Below are 18,343 nucleotides of genomic sequence, written 5' to 3' on the forward strand. Positions count from 1 at the left end.
GGCAACGGTTTTGCATACCGTGACCACGAAGCGCGGGACCGTGCGTCGGCCTCTGTGCGCGTGGCTTCTCGCGGCCGTCGGCGCTGCGACCATCCTCATGGGCCTTTATTTCATGTTCGTACGGCCGCCCCTGCTAACGGAAGAGCGAAGACCGTCAGGGGCAGTGCCCGATTGGATTGCGAAGTCCGAGTGCCCATTGCGTCGCGGGGGCTACGGAATCCCCCGGCGATGATGACGGCCCCCGAGCCGGGCCGTTTCGCATCACTTGCCGCCGTGCTTCTCCTGCCACCGCTGCATGAAGCCGATTTCATCGTGCTGGGCGTTGATAATGTTTTTCGCAAGCTTTTTCAGCTCCGGGTCCTTACCGTATTTCAGCTCGACCTTAGCCATGTCGATTGCCCCCTGATGATGGGGAATCATGTGAGCCACAAAGTCCTGGTCGGCGTTCCCGGTGTAGGCTGGCGCGCTCATCTCCTTCATCATCTTCTCGTCTGCGTCCTTGAACCCTTGCGTCGACGCATTCGCTCCCGCGTCATTCTGTGCGGACATCTTCATCCCGGGCATTGAATCGCTTTCCTGAGCGTCTACGGGAAGCGCAATCATCCCCGTGACGACACCGGCGCACACAAATAACGATCGGGCGAAGTAAGGAATTCGCATACGAAAGCTCCAGTTCTGAAAGAATGAGGTTTGGCGGTCAATCCGCCGAAGGCGAATTGACCATTGGATGAAATCCGGCCGCTTCGATGGCTGCGGCCAGCCGCTGCGGCGGCATCACAGAATCGATTTTCACGATTTTGGCTGCAATATCGACATCGAGCCTGGCCGCAGGGTCTATACCGGTGACCGCGCGCGTGATCGCGCGGGCACAGCCTCCACAGGACATATCCTTCACTTCGAATTTCATCTTTCCTTCCATCAGTGCGAAAAACGCTTTAACAATGAAGCTTTCCACAATGGGAAGGTCAAGCGGTTTTTGCAGTGAGGCGGATAGCGCCGATCGCCCGGTATCGCCGGGAAAATGCCGGCGCATGTTTGCGTCGATCTGGCAACCGGCGTTTTCAATGGCGCGTATCAACTACGGCCGAAGCCATCGTTCACCAATCGTCATGGCGAGCGCTTTCCTGTAAACCGTGATCAGTGCGCGGGTCACGGTCATGCCGCCGAAACGCCACAACGCACTGCCGAGCATGCAGGCCAGCAAGGCGACAATCGCCGCCCCAACCATGTCAAACGGCCAGTGCACGCCAATGAATACGCGGGCCCACGCGACTGCGATATCGACGGACAGTACGAGCAATCCAGTTCGTCGCTTTCCGCCAGAGAGTAGCGTGAACGAGATCGCGGAAAGCAGGGTGGCGTGATCGCTCGGAAATGACGAGTCTGGCGCATGCGCGAGGAACGTGTGACCGACCCCGATTGCGAATGGGCGAGGGTGGTACCACGCGATTCCGATAACCTGGTTGATGCCCAGCGCAAGCAGGCCGACGAGGCATGCGCGCACGGCAAGCGCTCGCCGCTCGTCCCCGCCTGCCAGCCACAGGCTCACGAGAAGGACTGGAACCAGGAGAATCGCATAGTTCGCGATGAGCACGCCCGCGGCAATTAGCCATTCCGGCGTTGCAGGCGAAGCGTTGAGTGCCAGAAATACGGTTCGATTCAATGTTTCAATGGCTTGCATAAATGGGCTTCCATATGTGACTTCAGTTCTTGCAGTAAAACCATCCAATGTTTTCGCGCGCCGGCAGCCGTGAACGGATTTCGGCGAGGGTAGGGGCGCCTGAGCGGACGCCGTCACGAACGCGCGATGACGATCTTGCGGGCGTTTCGTAGATACCGGTACTCGTGCCACGTGAGAGCAAGAATCACGCCGTCTAACGCCGTAACGAGCAGCAGCCAGATCGAATGCGTGAACGAAAACCGGTAGAGCTGATAGATGATGAACAAACCAAAAACGGCCATTGATACAGGGTAATACCAGAGTCTCTCCCGCAGCAGGCCGATAATCAGCCACAGCTTGATCACGCCGTGGGCGAGCAGATACATGGCCGCGAACTTCTGGGTGCCGACGGAAAGATGTTGTACCGAATGGAGAAGAAAATTGGCGACGAGATCGTGGGGATCTTCGGCGAACTCCTCCCGTGTGACCCAGATCACGAGCGTCAGAAAGCGCTGCTGGGAAACGAAGTACGTGGCAATACCCGCAACGATTTCCGAAAGTGCGAAAGCGGCCTTGAACCACAGGCTCACTTCGAACGCCAGGCGGAGTTTCCTTTCGTCAATAAATCGCTTCAAGCCGGGCACGAAGTCTCTCCAATATTGCGCGTTGCATACACCAGCCCGAACCAGCTCACGCAGCCGCGGGTCCGGTTTCGATCGCCTCGTCGGACGCGAAACGCCCGTAACGCAATGCCAGCGTCGGCAGTACGACCAGGTTCAGCGCGGTCGACGTGATCAGACCGCCAAGAATGACGATCGCCATCGGCCCCTCGATTTCGTTGCCCGGTGCACCGCTCGTCACGGCGAGCGGCAGCAGGGCGAGCGCGGTCACCAGTGCCGTCATCAGGATTGGCACCAGGCGCTCCGACGCGCCACGCACCGCAGTGTCCATGTTCCAGGCCAGCCCGTCGACGTACACCAGATGCTCATAATGGCTGATCAGCATGATCGAATTGCGCAGCGATATGCCGAGCAGCGTCACGAAGCCCACCATGCTGCCAAGTGACAGGCTCGCGCCCGTTAGCACCACGCTCACGACGCCACCGACAAGCGCGAAGGGCAGGTTGATCATCACCAGCGCCACGGCGCGCCGGTTCTTCATCGCGAGAAACAGCAGCAGGGCGATGCCCACCAGCGCAATCCCTCCGTATGCGAGCAGGTCGCGCTGCGATTGCGCACGCGCTTCGCTCTCGCCGGTGAAAACGGCATAGGTACCCGCCGGCATCCTGATCTCGCGGTTCACCCGTGCCTGCGCTTCCTTTACGAAATCACTGACCGGCCGGCTGCCGAGGTTGACAGACACCGTTTGCACGCGCTGCCCACCGTCGTGGGTGATCTGGTAGCGACCTGCGACCTGGCGGATCGTCGCGAGCGTGGCGAGCGGCACGGCAAAGCCGTCGGCATTGCGTACCATGAGCCTGCCGACGTCACTGACCGATCTGCGCTGTGCCGGGTCGAGCACGACTGCGACGTCAAAGGTGCGACTGCCCTCGTAGATCTGCGAGACGGTCACACCAGCGTACGCCGCCTGGATCGCATCGAGAACTTCGACCGGGCGAAAGCCCCAGCGGCTCAGTGCGTCAGGATTGAGTCTCACGTCCAGTTCGGGAATCCCGGGCGGAGAATCCACCCGCACGCTGGCGGCGCCGTGGATCGTACCGATCAACTGGGCTATCTGCTGCGCCGTGCGATCGATGACGTCGAGATTGTTGCCGAAAACATTCACGACTACCGGCGCCGTGGTACCCGAAATCGTCTCGTCGATGCGCTCCTCGAGAAACGTGTTGATCGAAGTGGAGAGCCCCGGAAAGCGCGCCAGCGCCTGGTGAATCCGGTAGAGGGCCCAGCTCTGGCCCGACGCCCCCATCGGCTGGAGGTCGACCTCGAACTCGGAGAGCTGCACGCCTGTCGGGTCGACCGCACCATTGGCGCGTCCTGCGCGCTGCGCCACGACACGCACGCCCGGCACCTGCACTAGCGCCTTCGATACCTGCGTGCCGATGCGCATCGATTCGGCGAGCGAGGTGCCCGGTACAAGCCCCATATGAACGGTGTAATGACCTTCCCGAAGTTGCGGAATGAAGCTCCCGCTCATGAAGGGCAGCGCCGCGAGCGCCGCGCCGCACATTACCGCGACGATCACCATGACCACCTTCACATGCTGCTCGACCTTCGTCAGCAGCGCAACGTACCGTGTCTTGAGGCGCCCGATCAGGTGGGGCTCCCGCTCCGGCAAGGGCCCCTTCGCAAGCAGTGCGAGCGCCATTGCAGGCGTGAGTGTCAGGGCAACGCCCAGCGACGCGAGCACGGCGAGAATATAGGCGATGCCCAGCGGGGCAAAGAGCCGTCCGCCAATGCCTGTTAGCGTGAGCACGGGCAGGAAAATCAGCATCACGATGAAGGTAGCGAACACGACCGCGCTGCGCACTTCGAGCGAAGCACGCAGCACGACGCGAAACGCCGGAAGCGGCTGGGCCAGTGTGCGGTTTTCGCGCAGGCGCCGGTAGATGTTCTCGACGTCGATGATCGCATCGTCGACGACTTCCCCGAGGGCGATGGCGAGCCCGCCCAGGGTCATCGTGTTCAGGCTGACCCCGAACGACGTGAGCACGATGATCGCAATCAGCAGCGACATGGGAATCGCCACTGCGGAGATCACTGCGGTGCGCACGTTTAGCAGGAACAGGAACAGCACCGCGATGACGAGCAAGGCGCCGACGATGAGCGCCATGCGCAGGTGCCCGACCGACGCCTCGATGAAGTTGGCGGGCCGGAAGACGTTCGCGTTCACGTCCACGCCCTCGCGGGCGAGCGCCGGCCCAAGTCCCGCCAGTGTCCTTTCGATGGCGCGCGTCACGGCCATCGTGTTGGTCCCGTACTGGCTTTCCATCACGACCATCACACCGGGCTTGCCCATGATCGATGCGGCGCCGACGGCTGGTGCATGGCCCCAGGTCACACTGGCAACGTCAGCAAGGCGAACCGCCGCGCCGCTGCTGGAACGCAGTACGACACCGGCGAGCTTTTGCGGCGTTGCGATCTGGCCGTCGGCATTGACGGCGATGCGCTGATTGCTGTTCTCGATGAACCCGGCGCCGCGCACGCCTGTGGCCTGGCGTGCCGCGGCAATCACGTCCTGCATCGACAGACCTTGGCGCGCCAGCTTTGCGGGGTCGACCTGGATCTGCATCTGGCGCGAATCACCGCCGAACACGATCACATCGGCCACGCCCGGGGTGCTCAGCAACTGCGGCTTGACGGTCCACTGCGCGATGTCGTAGAGGTCCGCGAGCGAGCGCGTCTTCGACGTGAGGCCAATGGTGCGCACGACGCTTGTCGTCGTGGTGAGCGGCAGGAGCTGGGGAGCCGTAACACCCGCCGGGAGTGAGCCCGCGAGCCCGCTGATGCGCTCGGTGACGAGCTGCCGGACCTGCATCACGTTGGCATGGTCGTCGAAGACCAGCGTGACCGAGGCGAGACCCTGCATGGACCGCGAGCGGATCGACTGCAGCCCGGTCATGCCGCCGAGGGCGTTTTCGAGTGGCTGCGTGACGAGCGTCTCCACCTGCTCGCTCGTCATGCCCGGTGCCTGCGTCTGCACGATGCTCATCGGCGGCGCGAATTCGGGAAAGACGTCGAGCTTGGCGCGCGTGAGCGAAAAGAGCCCGTAACCCGCCAACACGAGGGCCAGCGAGAAGATGACGCCGCGAAAGCGCAGCGAAAAGCGGATGATCGCGTTAAGCATGGGACCTGGGGTCGCGTTGTTCAGGGCGAGGCATGCGCGGCTCAGTCGTCACACTCGGGCGGATCCTTGCAGGCGGTGGCGATGCCCCGTGGCTTGAGCTCTTCGGAGAGCAGCAGTTGCGCACCCTGCGTGACGATCTGGTCGCCGGGGTGGAAGCCGGACGTCACCGTGTAGCCGTGATCGCTTTCGCTGGAGGCAGACACGTAGCGCCGCGTGAAGCGCTCGTTCGCCGTGCGCACGTAAGCCCAGGTCTGACCGCCGTACCACACCACCGCCTGCTCCGGGATCAGCAGCCCGGATACCGCCTCGCTTGACGTCGGCACACGTGCACTCGTGCGCAGGTTGGCCGGCAATGTGGCCTCGGCGACGTAAAACCAGGGCGTTCCCTGCACGGCGGGATCGGCGAGGGGCGAAGCGGAAAGCCTGTGAGCCGGCACCGTGCCGCCGCCAGGTGTATCGATGGCGATGCGCATGGGGGGCGGCGTGGCGAAGCTGGAAGGCAACGTGACGCGCAACAGGACCGACTGACCCGCTTGCAGGCGCTGGAACAGCGTCGAGGCCGGTGCCGTTGCGGCCTGCGCGAGCGCATCGCCGAACTGCTGTCGCATCGTGCCGTCAAGGCCGTCCAGCGTGACCCGGGCAGACTGCAGTTTTGCTGCGTCGCCTTGCATCGCCGACTGCGCGGCCAGCAGACTCTTCTGCGAAATATTGCGGTCGTCGGCGAAGAGCGTGCGGCTGCCTTCGTACTGCGCACGTGAGCTGGCCGACTGCGCGGTGAACGTGTCGACGTCCGCGCGTGCGCTCGCGAGGCGGTTGCGCAGATCGAAGAGCGGCTGCAGATCGATGACCGTGGCGTCGGCGCTGATGCCGGACTGGCTCGTGACGGCCGCAAGCGGCGCGACTTCGATGTGGCCGGCGCGTTGTGCGTCGGGGCTCACTACCACGACCGTCTCGCCGTTGACCGTTTGCACGGCAGGTGGCGGAGCCGACTGCGCGGCCGTGGCAGTCGATGCGCCGGCGTCGTCGAACATCTGGTTGATGATGTACCAGCCTGCGCCCGCGCAGAGCGCGAGCGAAAGGACGCCAAAAAGGATCAGTCGGCGTTTCATCGTGTTGCCCCTTCACTGAGAGTATGGCTCACTGGCCCGCGGGTGAGGGGTGACTGGATCGCATCTTCGAGTGCGCCGGCAGCCTGCTGGACGGCGACTTCGGCGTCGAGATGGGCGGCTTCACTCGTCTGATAGTCGGCTTTCGCCTGTGTGTAGGTCAGCCGGTCTGCATTGCCGGTCGATAAGGCAGCCGCCTGGCTATCGAGTTGTCGCCGGGCGCTCGCCAGATGCGCGTCGGAGATCACCAGGGCTGCGGTGCTCGACTCGTAACGCGTTAGTGCGTGTGCAAGGTCCCCGAGGATTCTGTCCTGCAGCGCGCCGGTGCGGACCGCCGCTTCCTGGCGTTTGGCCTCGGCCTGCCTGATGCCCCCCTGGTTCTGGTCGAAGATCGGCAATGTGATGCCGGCCAGTCCGAATGCGATCTTGTTCGTGCCGGTGTCGTATGTGTAGCCGGGGCCCAGGTGGAGGTCCGGATACTGTTTCGCAACCTCGAGCTGAAGCGCCGATTCGGCTGCGGCGTATTCGGCAAGCGAGGCCCGCAGATCGGCGCGATGGAAGATTGCGGCGCGCTGCCCATCTGCCGCCGGCGGCGCAGGTGGGACCGTGCCGAAGGCGCTCAGGTCGAGCGTCACGCTGTCGAGGGCGGCAACCGGCACGCCGATGGCGGCGGCCAGTTGCGCACGCGCGTCCTCTTCGGCACTTCGCGCTGCCGCCAGATCGCTCTGGGCCTGAGTGTCGGCAAGCACGGCGGCATCGAAGTCGGGTTGCGAATACTGGCCGACTGCGAGACGGCGGCGGCTCATTACCGTGATCTGCCGCTGCGCCTCCGCCTTCGCGGACAGGAAGGCGATGCGCGTACGGGCGGCGTACAGGGCCAGCATGGCATCGCGGACCTGCGCGCTGACCGTCCACGCTGCGGTGATGATGTTCAGCCGGGCGGCTTCAGACTGGTGGCTCGCCTGATCGACGCGATACCCGCGCTTGTGCGCAGTTTCGATCGGGATGTCGAGCGACGGGCCCCAGGTGAAGGGCGCGCCCGGCCCCGGATTGGGCGTGTTGTACTGGAATGGCAACTGCAGAACCGGGTTGGGAATGGCGTTCGCGACATCGATGCCGGCCTTGGCCGTGCCCCATTGTGCACGGGCCAGGTCGAGGGCGGGGCTGTAGTAGTACGCCGCCAGGGTAAGCAGCTCGCGGTTCCAGGCTGCGGGTGGCCACGGCGAGACATCGCGGTCGGCTTCGCGCGCGATCCAGGCGTGCAGTTCCTCGCTCCCAAGCGAGCGCTGCTCGAATTGCCGGGCAAGCTGGTCGGGGGCGATGGGCTGGGGATGATAGGTCGCGCAACCCGCCAGCCCGGCCAAGGCAATGAAGACGAACAATAGCGCGCGGCGCATTCTGGCGTTCCGTCGGACGTTGTACTGCCCACGCGGGCAGCTTTCGGGCCGGATGCTACGCCACCGGTTGTGAAGTTTTCGTCAAGAACCCACCGGGTTGGTGTGGAGTTAGCCTGAGGCTCGGTTCTCAGCCGGCAGGCGAAGCGACACGCAGGTTCCTTTGCCGGGCTCGCTTCCAATCTCGATCGACCACCCGTAGCGCTCACACAGCTTCCTGACGATGGACAGGCCGATTCCGACCCCAGGGGTCAGGGCGTCGGCGGATCCTGCCTGATAGAACCGGTCAAAGACATGCGGGAGCGCATGCGCCGGAATCCCCGGTCCCGTGTCCTCGATGTACAGCCAGCCGTTGGCGTAGCGAAACCGAACGCGTCCGTGCCCGGTGTGGCGCACGGCGTTATCGATGAGGTTGGATAGCACGATCGCAAACGCCGGTCGGTTGACCACCACACGAAGTTCGCGGTCCACGTCAATGGCTTTCTCGAGTCCCTTCTCCTCCATCCGGTCGGCAAATGGCGTCAGCGCGGTTTCGATCATGTTCGCCACTGCTACCGGCTCGACCTCGCGCGCCGAATCCTCCCGTGCGAGCATGAGCAGCGCGTTGGTGAGTTCGCGCATGTTGTCTGCTGCACGCTCGATCTGCTGCAAACGTGCGCGCGACTTGCCGCGGATCGCCGTATCCTGCTCGAGCAGTTCGCAACTTGTCTTGATGGTCGTGAGCGGCGTGCGAAGCTCGTGGCTGACATTACCCGTGAACTCCTTCTCCCGCGCAATCATGTCGCCCATGCGCCGGTTGTAGTCGTTGAATGCCTCCACGAGCCCGACGAGTTCCGTCTCGCCGTACTTGCCCGGATGGATCGGCGCCGATCCTCCCAACCGCAGTGCCTTTACCTGCCGTGCAAGACCCGCGACCTGCCGCACCAGCAGGCCCGACAAGCCGAAAGAAAGCCAGATTGTGAGGAGTGCAAAGATGCCCGTACCACCCATCAGCGCGTTGATAACTTCCTTGAAATGCCTTTCGTAGACACTGAAGTTGTAGGCCCGGTACAGGCGCGCCGTGCCCATGGGTGCTATCGCGACGTGGATTTCCCGTTCGTCGATGACGATTTCGTGCGTGCCGAAAGGCAGGTGACTGACGGTTTCGGGCAGTACGATGGTCCCGCGGTCCGCGCCTGAAACATAGCCATTCAGACGTACGTCGAATGGTGGCAACAACGCCGGATCGGCTTTGTAGCTCTTGAGCACGCTCGCCATGTCATCGCGGATCAGCGCCGCGATCAGTCTCTCTTCCTGCGCCTCGGCCAGTGCCCGCACGCCCAGCGCCTGGGCGACCAGCAGCGCGATGGTCAGCGCCGAAAAGAACAGGGCGACCTTGAAGCGCAGGCTATTTCGCATCATCGCCGCCCGCCACCAGACGGTACCCGACGCCATGGAGCGTTTCGATCACGTCCGCTTCACCGGGCCCGCACAGCGCCCGGCGCAACGTATACACGTGCGTGCGCAGCGTGTCGCTGTCCGGCAGCTCCTCTCCCCAGACTTGGGACTCGAGCTCGGCGCGGGTGAAGGTGCGGCGGGGCGACTGCATCAGAATTCGCAGCAGGTGAAGGCATTTGGGAGGAAGCTTTACCAGACGTCCGGCGCGTTCGACGCTCATCGTTGACAGGTCGAGGCGCACATCCGCAAATCGAAGCTCCATGGTGGCGACCTGGCCACGATAGCGCTTGATCATGGCGCCAAGCCGTGCGCCCACTTCCTTCAGGGAGAACGGTTTGACGAGATAGTCGTCGGCGCCGTGCACGAAACCTGCGAGCTTGTCGTCGAGCGCGTCCCGCGCGGTCAGCATCAGCACGGGCGTGTCCCGGCCAGCCTCTTCCCGCAGCCTGCGGCAGAGCGTGAGCCCGTCCATGCCCGGCAGTGAAAGGTCGAGAAGGATAGCGTCCCACGCCTCGGCGAGCGCCATCCGGAGCGCCGCGTTGCCATTGGACGCTACATCGACGCCATATCCGCTCGCCTCAAGATAGTCGCAAAGGTTCGCAGCGATCGAGGAATCGTCTTCGACAATGAGTACCTTCATGGAAATTCCGTTCATCACCCTCGGGAGGCGGGAGCGTTGATGCTACCGCAGATGTCATGCGCCGCGGTTTCGAAAGTCCAGTGATTCGCGATTCTGCCTCGCCGGCGAATGCGCGCGAAAGCTTGTGCCCAGATTGGTAACGTTGCTGCTATAGCTTCAGTGCGTCCCGGACGCCTGATCCAGCTTGCATGCGGGTGGCGTTATCATCACGCAGGCAGGATGATACTGTCGCGACCGACGTGTGGCGCCGGCAACCCCCCACCGATTACCGGGGGTTCCCGATAATGGCGCGAGCATGCTTTTCAATAAGTTGTTGCGAGGGGTTTCCCGTATGGAGCACCAGGCTGGAGGCGGCAACGAAAGGGGATGGCGATTTGTCTTTCGTCGTATTGGCCTCGCGCGGTTGGCGGCAGCCGTTCTTCTGGTCCTTGGAGGCGTCTGGCTGTTTCTCGGTATTCTCGAAGACGTTCTCAGCGGTGACCCCCTGGTCACCGTCGACCGGATGCTTCATCAGTGGCTGCAGGGACTGCGCATTCCCGTGTTTGATTACGTAATGGTGGGAGCTTCGCAACTCGGCGATGCAGCGGTCGTGGTTCCGGTCTCCCTGGTCGTGCTGATTACGCTCGTGCTACGGCGGGAATGGCGGACGGCCGGTTACTGGGTTGCTGCCATCGCGGCGGCTGAAATATCCGTCAAGTTACTCAAGTTCGCGGTCCAGCGCGCACGGCCGGCATCGGTCTACGAAGGCATCGAAAGCTTCTCCTTCCCCAGTAGCCACGCGACACTGGGCATTGTGGTCTATGGGTTCCTTACGTATCTCGTTTGTCGAGGTCGCCAGAGGGTGGCGCAATTCAGGATCGCAGTGGTGAGCGGCTCGGTCATAGCGCTGATAGCCTTTTCCCGCCTGTACCTCGGTGTTCACTGGTTTTCCGACATTGTGGCGGGCCTCAGTCTCGGCACGGCATGGATTGCGTTTCTATCCGTCGCCCATCATCTCAGGGACAGCGACACGCGAGGTTCAGCGGTGCTGGGGATCGTTGCGCTCGTCACGTTTCTCACGGCTGCCGCGATTCACATCTTCCTGAACCACGCCGCAGATCTCGTGCGCTACGCGATGTAGCGAAACACTGCTTGCCTGGTCAAACCGGCTCACGACGCAGATCAGTTGAAGGTGAAAGGGCAGGCGCACGCGTTTTCATGTCGGGCAACTCGTTCAGCGGTGCTGGAAAGACCCGAATAGCGCAAGGCGACTGTCGCGTTGCCGCTCAACCGCCGGCGAGCGCGCGGATCTTCCTGACGACCCGGCGAAGCTGCTGCGCCGCGAGCGGCAGTTCGGCGAGCCGGCCGCGCAACGTTAGTATGACGAAATGCGACTCATACCTGCTCTTTTGGTTGGTCCAGCGCGCCTTGTAGGCCGAAAAGAACGGACGAAAGTCGAAATCCCGGCCGCTCGCGTGCGCCCAGCGCACCATGCTGTCGACGATCAGATTGCCGACCGAACATGCAGCGTAGGATTCGTCGTAGGTCGTGATGAAGTACTCGATGCTGCGCGGTCCGACCAGGTTGACCGAAGCGGCAACCGGGGTGCCGTCCAGTTTCACGAAATAGACGAGCGGCGTTGAAACGAGTTCGATCCGTCCCGCGAGGTCGATGAAGAAGTCACGCACTTCGTCGTCCATGAGAAACGATGCATCGAAGCCGCGCGCGCGAGCCCAGCGGCGCTTGTTCGCAAAGAGCCAGGTCAGCACCTCGCGGGCGTCATCGGCGTCCTGACACCAGCCATACTGAACTACGCCCTGCTCCGCGAGACGTCTTGCGCAGCGGCGCAGCGTCCCACGCAGCGATTCCGGCCGCGTGGCGAGAAAGGCGTCGTAGGTGGTGAAGGTGCAGAGGCCGATCGAGTAGCCGTCCACGCGCCGCCAGCGCTCCGGTATCGCGCGCAGCACCCACGACTGCGGCACATTGGCGAGCGCGGCCGCAAGCGGGCTGTTTTGTTCGACAAAAACGATTTCCAGCACGTCGGCGCCGACGCCGCACAACCCTTCGAGGGCGGCCGCGTAGAGGCGTACATCGGCTGGATCGGCGAGGAGCGGGCCGGCGTACTCCTGGTCGTTCCCGCAGCCGAGCGCGCGTGCAACACGGTACGCGCCCCGGCGCACGATGATCACCGGCCAGAGCGCGACGAGCACCGTGCCGTCGCTCACGAGCACAACGCTGACTGTCTCGCCAAGCGCGAAGGCGCGGGCCGCGGCAACTTCGCAGTAAGGGAAATCGAGGCCCGGCGGACACGTAGCGGCCAGTGCCTCCCACGCTGGGCGCAGGCGTGCGAAGTCCGCCGCGGACCTGCACACCGTGATGACATGGCGAAACGGGCTTCCCGCCTGAGCAGGCGCGGTTTGCGGGATGCTGGCGGCTTCGATCGACGTGTCTTGCATGGCATCCTCCGACAATTCAATGCGGCCGGGGCGTCCAACTCATGCTGCAGGTGCATCATCGATAGCTCACGGTTCACTGCAAAAAAGAAGTGGAACGCGTGCACCTCTCGTGAGGCTATGGTCTCTAAAGCACGATGTGTGCGAAACGACCCTTCTTGATTTTGGCGGCGAACGGCTAGTGGCTTGTTTTTCGGTCAGCGGCTACCGAAAATACTGGGCGCTTTGGTCTTTAGAGCAAGGTTCTTGCCCAGCTTATGGAGGACTCTCCACGAGGCACGAACATCCGCCGCGCCAAAAAATGGCGTCCTCAGAACCGGAGCGACGCCCGATCGGCGGATCGAAGATGCTGACGATCACTGCGGAGTTGAAGCTCCCTGTGCCGTTGCCGGATGGAGGAAACCGTCTGAACGCGTTCACTTTCGTGGACGGCGGCAATGCGTGGGGCGCTCAAGGCGCGAGCATTGCATCGAACGGCATGCGCTTCAGCTACGGGCTGGGCCTCGCATGGAACTCGCCTGTCGGCGCGCTCAAGGTCAGCGCCGGGTTTCCGATTGGCCGCAAGCAATTCGACCGCTATCAGCCGTTCCAGATGCAGTTCGAAGCGGTGTTTTGACGCGGGCCAAGGAGCCCGAATATCGTGGCAGGCGTGCGTCCTGTCTCCCCGCGTCCTGCAATTCAAATCACGGATTTCCCGCGCCGCCTGAGACGCCGTAGATCTGTCCGGTCACATAACTCGCCTGAGCGGACGCGAGATCCACATACACATGGGCGATTTCCGCAGGCTGGCCGGGGCGCCCATCGGCACCTGCTGGCCGAACTTCTCCACATTCTGCGTGGTTTGCCCGCCGCTCACCTGAAGCGCGGGCCAGAACGGCCCAGGCGCGCAGGTATGGTCCATGCGCCTCGCTCGATGCCGCGCAATCTCACGCTCAAGCTCGGCAATTGCAACCACCGGACGATCGTGCCGAAGCTCGTGGAGATCGTGCGGGAGGGCGCCTTCGATCCGCTCGGCGTGCTCACGCACCGCGAGCCGCTCATGAACGTGCTGGACGCCTATCGCGCGTTCGACGCGCGCGAGCCCGGCTGGATCAAGGTCAAGCTCGAACCGTGACGAGAAGCGAGGCCGGCGCGCGGCGGGCCTTGTCTCCCGGCCTGTGGCAAACCATCGGCCATTCGATAATCGATAAGGACTTCGTATCATGATGGAGGAGGCGCTCTGGTTTCTGCTCGTGGGCGTGCTTCTGATGTTCATCGCGCTCGCGCGCGGCCCCATCAAGCGTCTGCCGCTCACCGGGGCGATGATCTATCTCGCGGTGGGGGTGCTCGTCGGGCCCGCGTCTTTCGGGCTCGTTCACACCGATCTCGCGCGCGTTCCGCGCGTGCTGTCGATCATCGCGGAGGCGGGACTCGTGGTCTCGCTGTTCTCGGTCGGCATGCATCTGCGCGTGCGGTTGCGCGACCGGCTCTGGCGGCTGCCGCTGCGGCTTGGCGTCGTCGCGATGATCGTGAGCGCCGCGCTGATGGCCGCGTTCGCATGGGCGATGGGCGAGCCGGCCGGCGTCGCGCTATTTCTTGCTGCCACGCTCGCGCCCACCGACCCCGTGCTCGCGAACGAACTGCGCGTGCGTGAAGCCGGCGACGACGAGCCGCTGCGTTTCGCGCTCTCGGGCGAGGGCGGCTTCAACGACGGCGCGGCCATGCCTATCGCGCTCGTTGGCCTCGCGCTGTGCGGCACGCGTGTCGATGGCATGCAGCACGCGGGCAGTGCGGCCCTTTCGGTGCTGTGGGGCGTCGCGGGCGCGCTGCTCGTTGGCGCCGTGCTCGCCACGCTCTGCGCGCGGCTCACGTTTTACCTGCGCACGCGCCACGGCGAGGCCGTGGGCCTCGACGGCTTCATCGCCATCGGCCTGATGGCCGTCACCTATGGCGTCGCGCTGCTCGTGCATGCCTACGCGTTCGTTGCCGTGTTCGCGGCCGGCGTGGCGCTGCGCCACGAGGAATTACGCGCGACGGGCGAGCAGCGACCGGCCGAGGCGCTGGAAGACGTTCAGCATGGCGAGCGCGCCGAGGTGGCGAAAGACCCCGAACGCGCCCACGCCTGGCTTGCCGAAAATATGACGGGCTTCACGCTGGAAATCGAGCACCTCGCGGAGTTTTCGCTGATGCTATTGATCGGCTGCCTCGTATCCGCCCATTGGCGCGAGATGCTGCAATGGCGGCCGCTGCTCTACGCGCTCGTGCTGGTGTTCGTGGCGCGGCCCGTGGCCGTGTTGATCGCGATGGCGGGCTCCAGCGCCGATGCCCAGCAACGCGGTTTGATGGGGTGGATGGGCATACGCGGTGTGGGTGCGTTCTATTACGCGGTGTGGGGAATCGACCAGGCCGGCGACTTGCTGCGCCCCGTGCTGCCGGTGGCGCTCGATGCGATCGTGATTTCGGTGCTGCTGCACGGATCGACGGCTAGCTATGCGCTGGGCCGCTATTTCCGCAAGCGCGAAGCGATCGCGGCGCAGGCCGGCGGCTGAACGCCGGCGCGCCGTTGCAACCATGACGCGCAATGAACGGCATGCGGCTTGCTGAGCCTCTCGCGCCAGCTTTGCACGAGATCCGGCGATGCACAGACCCGCTGCCATCCCCGACGACGACTTCAACGCGCCCCGCCGCGCGCCCCGCTTCTTCGTGGTGTCGCCGCATCTTGACGACGCGGTGCTCGGCTGTTCGACGCTGCTTTCGCTGCGCTCGGGCGCCGTGGTCTGCACGGTGTTCGCGGGCGAGCCCGCACGGCCCGCGCGCACGCCGTGGGACGAGGCGGGCGGTTTCGCCGATTCGCACGAGGCGATGGCCGCGCGCCGCGAAGAGGACGAGCGCGCGGTGGCCTTGTGGGCGGCGCACGCGGTGCGGCTCGATTTTCTCGACGCGCAGTATGGCGCGACGCCGACCGTATCCGCAGTGGCCGACGCGATCGCCGCGCAGTTCGAACGCTTTGCGTTGCGCACGCTCGTGTGTCCGCTCGGGCTCTGGCATTCCGATCACGAACTGGTGGGCGCGGCGTGCCGCTCGCTGTTGATCACGGGGCGCCTGCGTGCCTGCATCGCCTATGAAGATCCCATCTACCGCGCGATTCCGGGCGCGCTTTCCGCCGGACTCGCGCGACTGGAAAGCCAGCGGTTGCGCGCGAGTCCGTTGCCCTTGCAGCCGTTAGCGCCGCGCCGGGCGGCGGCGCTCAAGCTTCGGGCCGTGCGCGCGTATGGGAGCCAGTTGCGCGCGTTCGGATCGTTTCCGCTCGACGTGGCGCGCACGGAGCGCTACTGGCGGCTGGAGCGCGCCTGAGGTACGTCCACGCGGCGCGTCGGCCTCTTTGCTTCAGCGCGAATGTTTGCGCGGCGCGGCGTCTTCTTCGTCTGCGTCTTCCGGGTCGATGCATTCGGCGACATCGATGCCCGGTTCCATACCGCCGTTCATTCTCCCTTTCACACCCGTACGCCCCTTGCGCGCCAGCACGCGCTCCCGCTTGCGAACCGCATCGCGCATGCGCAGCACGCGCGGGGCAACGGGGCGCCGGCGCTGCATGGCCCAGCGTATGCCCTCCCACAGCGCGCGCAGATCCTCGGCGGCGTGCCGCTCGCGCAGCGCGCTGCCGATGGCCGACCCCGTCGCGGCCAGCGCCTCGCTGCGCGGCAGCCGCATCCACGCCACGAGCGCGGCGTTGCGCGCCACAAAGCGCCGGCGCAGTTCGCTGTCGCGAGCGAGCGAGGGGCGGTGATGAACTTCGAGTTCGGGCGCATACGCGATGCGATAGCCGGCCTGCAGCAGGTCGAGCGAGAGCAGCGCCTCTTCGCCGCCGATGAAAAGCCGCGGCTCGTAGCCTCCCAGCGCGCGAAAGACTTCGGTGCGGAATACGCAGGCGCCGGCCATGAAGCCGATCAGCGGAACCAGCCCATCGTGGCCCGCGAGGCCCCGGGCGTCGCGCAGCGGGCTCGCGGCCATCAGCGCGCAGGCGGGATCGAGCGTGCGCTCGGGCCCCACGACGACGCGCGCCGACAGCACCCCCACATGGGGATGGCGGTCGAGCAGCTCGGCCGCGCGTGCGAGCGAGCCCGCCTGCCAGTCGGTGTCGTCGTCGCTGAACGCGACGTAGCCTGTCATGACCTGTTCGACGCCTTCGTTGCGGCCGGCCGCGCCTAGGTTCCGGTCGCAGTGCACGACGCGAAGGCCCGGGTAGGTGTGGGCGAGCAATTGCGCCGTGCCGTCGGTCGAGCCGTTGTCCACCACGACGATCGTCGGCCGCTCAGGGAGCCGCAACAGCGACGCCACGGTGCGCATCACTTCCTCGCGTCGGTTGCGTGTGAGCACGACCACGCTGATGCGAGCATTCAGGAAACTCTGCAAACCCCGCCTCCATGCGCGCGAAAAGACCGCGCAGAGCCAGGGGTTTGCGCAAGGCGCGTGCCGTCCCTGCTCGACGCCGCCCGGCGTGATTTTGCTGGCGTGCCTTAGATCGCTTGCGCATCGCGCCGCAACGGTTCCTCGGCAAATCCGAAGCGCGTCATCAGGCGGCGTGCGTCGAATGGCGCTTCGGTCTTCTGGTCGTTGTCGAAATAGCAGTACACGTCGCGCGGCTTGCGCTCGCGGGCGCGCGGTTGCGGCGCGATGAGGCGGGCGTCGGCGGAAGGCTTGCCTTCGCTCCATGCCTTGAGCCGCGCGTGCCACTGATCCAGCGCGGCATCGCTGTACGCGCCTGCATATTTTGCCGCCGAACCGTGCAGCCGCACGTACGCGAAATCGGCCGTTGCGTCTTCCGCATAGGGCCACGGCTCGGTCGAATCCGAGACCACGAGCGCCACGCGATAGCGCCGCAGCAGATCGACGAAGACGGGCGCGACAAAGCTCGCGTGGCGAATCTCGATGGCGTGGCGCATCGGCCGGTTGCGGTCGATTTCGATCCACGGTTCGATCACGCGCGCGTCGTGACGTGCCGCAAGACGCCGCGCCGCTTCGGTGTCGTGCGGCAGCAGCGCGAGAAAGCGTTCGAGGCGATCGGCATGGAAGCGATAGTTCGGCGGGAATTGCCAGAGGATCGGTCCGAGCTTTGCGTTCAGCGCCAGCAGGCCTTGAGCGAAGAAGTTCGCGCATGCAACGTTGGCCGATTCGTCGCGAAAGCGCAGCATGTGCGTGAGATAGCGCGCGCCTTTCACGCTGAATACGAACGCGTCGGGCGTTTCGTCGTGCCAGTGGCGAAACGCGGCGGGCGACTGCAGGCCGTAATGCGTGCCGTTGATTTCGATGGTCTGCACCGCGCGCGACGCGAATTCGAGTTCCCGCTTTTGCGCGAGCCCCGGCGGATAGAAGGTGCCGCGCCAGCCGTCGTAACGCCAGCCCGAAATGCCTATGCGTACCTCGCTCATGGCCGTGCTCCCTGTTGTCGCTGCGTGAGACCGTGCACGCCTCGTGCCGTGGCGCCAGCGCATCGTCCCGCGAGGCGTCCGTCGAGGAATGTTCGGGAACGTCGGTTGCGCCACCTCAAGCCGAGACTCTCAACGACACCAGCGAAGATTTTCGCGGGCGCGACATCATCGCGCTCGTCACCGACCGCGTAAAGGGCAATACGCTTTTCCTGCCACCAGGGCAAGCCCGGCGTGAATGAAATGACGGGCGAGCATCACGATCCCGACGTGAAGCGCCGCGCACGAAGAACTCGATGCGCTGATCCAGACGCTGCACGAGAACGGCGTGCTGCGGCTCGCGAACGATCTCGCGGGCGCGAAGACGCAGATCGCGAAGGTTCTCGTAGACGATCTGAGCAAGGAAGACACGCTCAACGCGGTCCAGTATCTCTGCGTGCTGCTGATGGCGCTTTCGCGCATTCC

Annotated in this window: 16 protein-coding genes and 2 pseudogenes; 5 read left to right on the top strand and 13 right to left on the bottom strand. The window is 64.5% G+C overall.

Features of this window, described 5'->3' with window-relative positions; translation table 11 throughout:
- Positions 1-261: 261 nt before the first annotated feature.
- The 9 genes from copM to BMI01S_RS01280 form a co-directional block, all read right to left on the bottom strand.
- Entirely contained in the window at positions 262-603 is a 342-nt protein-coding gene (copM, locus tag BMI01S_RS01240; protein ID WP_407668920.1) for a CopM family metallochaperone, read from the bottom strand.
- A 94-nt stretch (positions 604-697) separates the two neighbouring features.
- The gene (locus BMI01S_RS01245; protein ID WP_028229857.1) at positions 698-907 is read right to left on the bottom strand and encodes a heavy-metal-associated domain-containing protein; all 210 of its coding nucleotides are present in this window, start codon (positions 905-907) and stop codon (positions 698-700) included.
- 171 nt (positions 908-1,078) lie between these two features.
- On the bottom strand, positions 1,079-1,681 hold the full coding sequence (locus BMI01S_RS01250) for a phosphatase PAP2 family protein (RefSeq protein ID WP_028229858.1): 603 nt from the start codon (positions 1,679-1,681) through the stop codon (positions 1,079-1,081).
- Positions 1,682-1,794: 113 nt separating this feature from the next.
- Positions 1,795-2,304: a DUF2127 domain-containing protein gene (locus tag BMI01S_RS01255; RefSeq protein ID WP_028229859.1), complete on the bottom strand. Its 510-nt coding sequence runs from the start codon at positions 2,302-2,304 to the stop codon at positions 1,795-1,797.
- Between the two features lie 46 nt (positions 2,305-2,350).
- Positions 2,351-5,464, bottom strand: coding sequence for an efflux RND transporter permease subunit (locus BMI01S_RS01260; protein ID WP_028229860.1), 3,114 nt, complete (start codon positions 5,462-5,464; stop codon positions 2,351-2,353).
- A 41-nt stretch (positions 5,465-5,505) separates the two neighbouring features.
- Positions 5,506-6,573: an efflux RND transporter periplasmic adaptor subunit gene (locus BMI01S_RS01265; RefSeq protein WP_028229861.1), complete on the bottom strand. Its 1,068-nt coding sequence runs from the start codon at positions 6,571-6,573 to the stop codon at positions 5,506-5,508.
- Positions 6,570-7,967: a TolC family protein gene (locus BMI01S_RS01270; RefSeq protein WP_028229862.1), complete on the bottom strand. Its 1,398-nt coding sequence runs from the start codon at positions 7,965-7,967 to the stop codon at positions 6,570-6,572. Before BMI01S_RS01270 ends, BMI01S_RS01265 begins: the two co-directional genes overlap by 4 nt.
- 108 nt (positions 7,968-8,075) lie before the next feature.
- Entirely contained in the window at positions 8,076-9,362 is a 1,287-nt protein-coding gene (locus BMI01S_RS01275; RefSeq protein WP_028229863.1) for a sensor histidine kinase, read from the bottom strand.
- Positions 9,352-10,041: a response regulator transcription factor gene (locus BMI01S_RS01280; protein ID WP_028229864.1), complete on the bottom strand. Its 690-nt coding sequence runs from the start codon at positions 10,039-10,041 to the stop codon at positions 9,352-9,354. The genes BMI01S_RS01275 and BMI01S_RS01280 overlap by 11 nt, the downstream gene beginning before the upstream one ends.
- Positions 10,042-10,336: 295 nt before the next feature.
- Here BMI01S_RS01280 and BMI01S_RS01285 point away from each other — a divergent pair, with 295 nt between their 5' ends.
- On the top strand, positions 10,337-11,161 hold the full coding sequence (locus BMI01S_RS01285) for a phosphatase PAP2 family protein (RefSeq protein WP_244145266.1): 825 nt from the start codon (positions 10,337-10,339) through the stop codon (positions 11,159-11,161).
- 145 nt (positions 11,162-11,306) lie between these two features.
- Here the strand turns inward: BMI01S_RS01285 and BMI01S_RS01290 are convergent, their stop codons facing one another.
- Positions 11,307-12,476, bottom strand: a complete 1,170-nt coding sequence (locus BMI01S_RS01290) for a GNAT family N-acetyltransferase (protein ID WP_051381259.1) — start codon at positions 12,474-12,476, stop codon at positions 11,307-11,309.
- Between the two features lie 298 nt (positions 12,477-12,774).
- On the opposite strand from BMI01S_RS01290, the gene BMI01S_RS42845 reads away from it, so the two are divergent.
- Positions 12,775-13,089: a BamA/TamA family outer membrane protein gene (locus BMI01S_RS42845; protein ID WP_028229866.1), complete on the top strand. Its 315-nt coding sequence runs from the start codon at positions 12,775-12,777 to the stop codon at positions 13,087-13,089.
- Positions 13,090-13,156: 67 nt separating this feature from the next.
- Here BMI01S_RS42845 and BMI01S_RS38735 read toward each other — a convergent pair.
- Positions 13,157-13,362 (bottom strand): annotated as a pseudogene (locus tag BMI01S_RS38735) (SDR family oxidoreductase); the annotation flags it as partial.
- 21 nt (positions 13,363-13,383) lie between these two features.
- Here BMI01S_RS38735 and BMI01S_RS01300 point away from each other — a divergent pair.
- The 3 genes and pseudogenes from BMI01S_RS01300 to BMI01S_RS01310 all read left to right on the top strand — a co-directional run.
- A pseudogene (locus BMI01S_RS01300) lies at positions 13,384-13,587 on the top strand (glutathione-dependent formaldehyde dehydrogenase); the annotation flags it as partial.
- A gap of 88 nt (positions 13,588-13,675) precedes the next feature.
- A complete protein-coding gene (locus tag BMI01S_RS01305; RefSeq protein ID WP_036044069.1) occupies positions 13,676-15,001 on the top strand; it encodes a cation:proton antiporter in 1,326 nt (441 codons plus the stop codon).
- Between the two features lie 88 nt (positions 15,002-15,089).
- Complete coding sequence (locus tag BMI01S_RS01310; protein ID WP_042287993.1) at positions 15,090-15,806, top strand: PIG-L deacetylase family protein; 717 nt, start codon at positions 15,090-15,092, stop codon at positions 15,804-15,806.
- A 33-nt stretch (positions 15,807-15,839) separates the two neighbouring features.
- Here the strand turns inward: BMI01S_RS01310 and BMI01S_RS01315 are convergent, their stop codons facing one another.
- Complete coding sequence (locus BMI01S_RS01315) at positions 15,840-16,865, bottom strand: glycosyltransferase family 2 protein (protein WP_063619573.1); 1,026 nt, start codon at positions 16,863-16,865, stop codon at positions 15,840-15,842.
- 104 nt (positions 16,866-16,969) lie between these two features.
- Positions 16,970-17,881, bottom strand: coding sequence for a DUF72 domain-containing protein (locus BMI01S_RS01320; protein ID WP_042287995.1), 912 nt, complete (start codon positions 17,879-17,881; stop codon positions 16,970-16,972).
- Between the last annotated feature and the right edge of the window lie 462 nt (positions 17,882-18,343).

The sequence above is a fragment of the Paraburkholderia mimosarum LMG 23256 = NBRC 106338 genome (assembly GCF_000739815.1).
GTDB lineage: Bacteria > Pseudomonadota > Gammaproteobacteria > Burkholderiales > Burkholderiaceae > Paraburkholderia > Paraburkholderia mimosarum.

Excerpts from the sequence above, each read along its gene's own strand:
- copM (WP_407668920.1), bottom strand. The coding sequence starts at position 603 with ATGATTGCGCTTCCCGTAGACGCTCAGGAAAGCGATTCAATGCCCGGG.
- BMI01S_RS01245 (WP_028229857.1), bottom strand. The coding sequence starts at position 907 with ATGAAATTCGAAGTGAAGGATATGTCCTGTGGAGGCTGTGCCCGCGCG.
- BMI01S_RS01250 (WP_028229858.1), bottom strand. The coding sequence starts at position 1,681 with ATGCAAGCCATTGAAACATTGAATCGAACCGTATTTCTGGCACTCAAC.
- BMI01S_RS01260 (WP_028229860.1), bottom strand. The coding sequence starts at position 5,464 with ATGCTTAACGCGATCATCCGCTTTTCGCTGCGCTTTCGCGGCGTCATC.
- BMI01S_RS01265 (WP_028229861.1), bottom strand. The coding sequence starts at position 6,573 with ATGAAACGCCGACTGATCCTTTTTGGCGTCCTTTCGCTCGCGCTCTGC.
- BMI01S_RS01270 (WP_028229862.1), bottom strand. The coding sequence starts at position 7,967 with ATGCGCCGCGCGCTATTGTTCGTCTTCATTGCCTTGGCCGGGCTGGCG.
- BMI01S_RS01275 (WP_028229863.1), bottom strand. The coding sequence starts at position 9,362 with ATGCGAAATAGCCTGCGCTTCAAGGTCGCCCTGTTCTTTTCGGCGCTG.
- BMI01S_RS01280 (WP_028229864.1), bottom strand. The coding sequence starts at position 10,041 with ATGAAGGTACTCATTGTCGAAGACGATTCCTCGATCGCTGCGAACCTT.
- BMI01S_RS01285 (WP_244145266.1), top strand. The coding sequence starts at position 10,337 with ATGCTTTTCAATAAGTTGTTGCGAGGGGTTTCCCGTATGGAGCACCAG.
- BMI01S_RS01290 (WP_051381259.1), bottom strand. The coding sequence starts at position 12,476 with ATGCAAGACACGTCGATCGAAGCCGCCAGCATCCCGCAAACCGCGCCT.
- BMI01S_RS42845 (WP_028229866.1), top strand. The coding sequence starts at position 12,775 with ATGGCGTCCTCAGAACCGGAGCGACGCCCGATCGGCGGATCGAAGATG.
- BMI01S_RS01305 (WP_036044069.1), top strand. The coding sequence starts at position 13,676 with ATGATGGAGGAGGCGCTCTGGTTTCTGCTCGTGGGCGTGCTTCTGATG.
- BMI01S_RS01310 (WP_042287993.1), top strand. The coding sequence starts at position 15,090 with ATGCACAGACCCGCTGCCATCCCCGACGACGACTTCAACGCGCCCCGC.
- BMI01S_RS01320 (WP_042287995.1), bottom strand. The coding sequence starts at position 17,881 with ATGAGCGAGGTACGCATAGGCATTTCGGGCTGGCGTTACGACGGCTGG.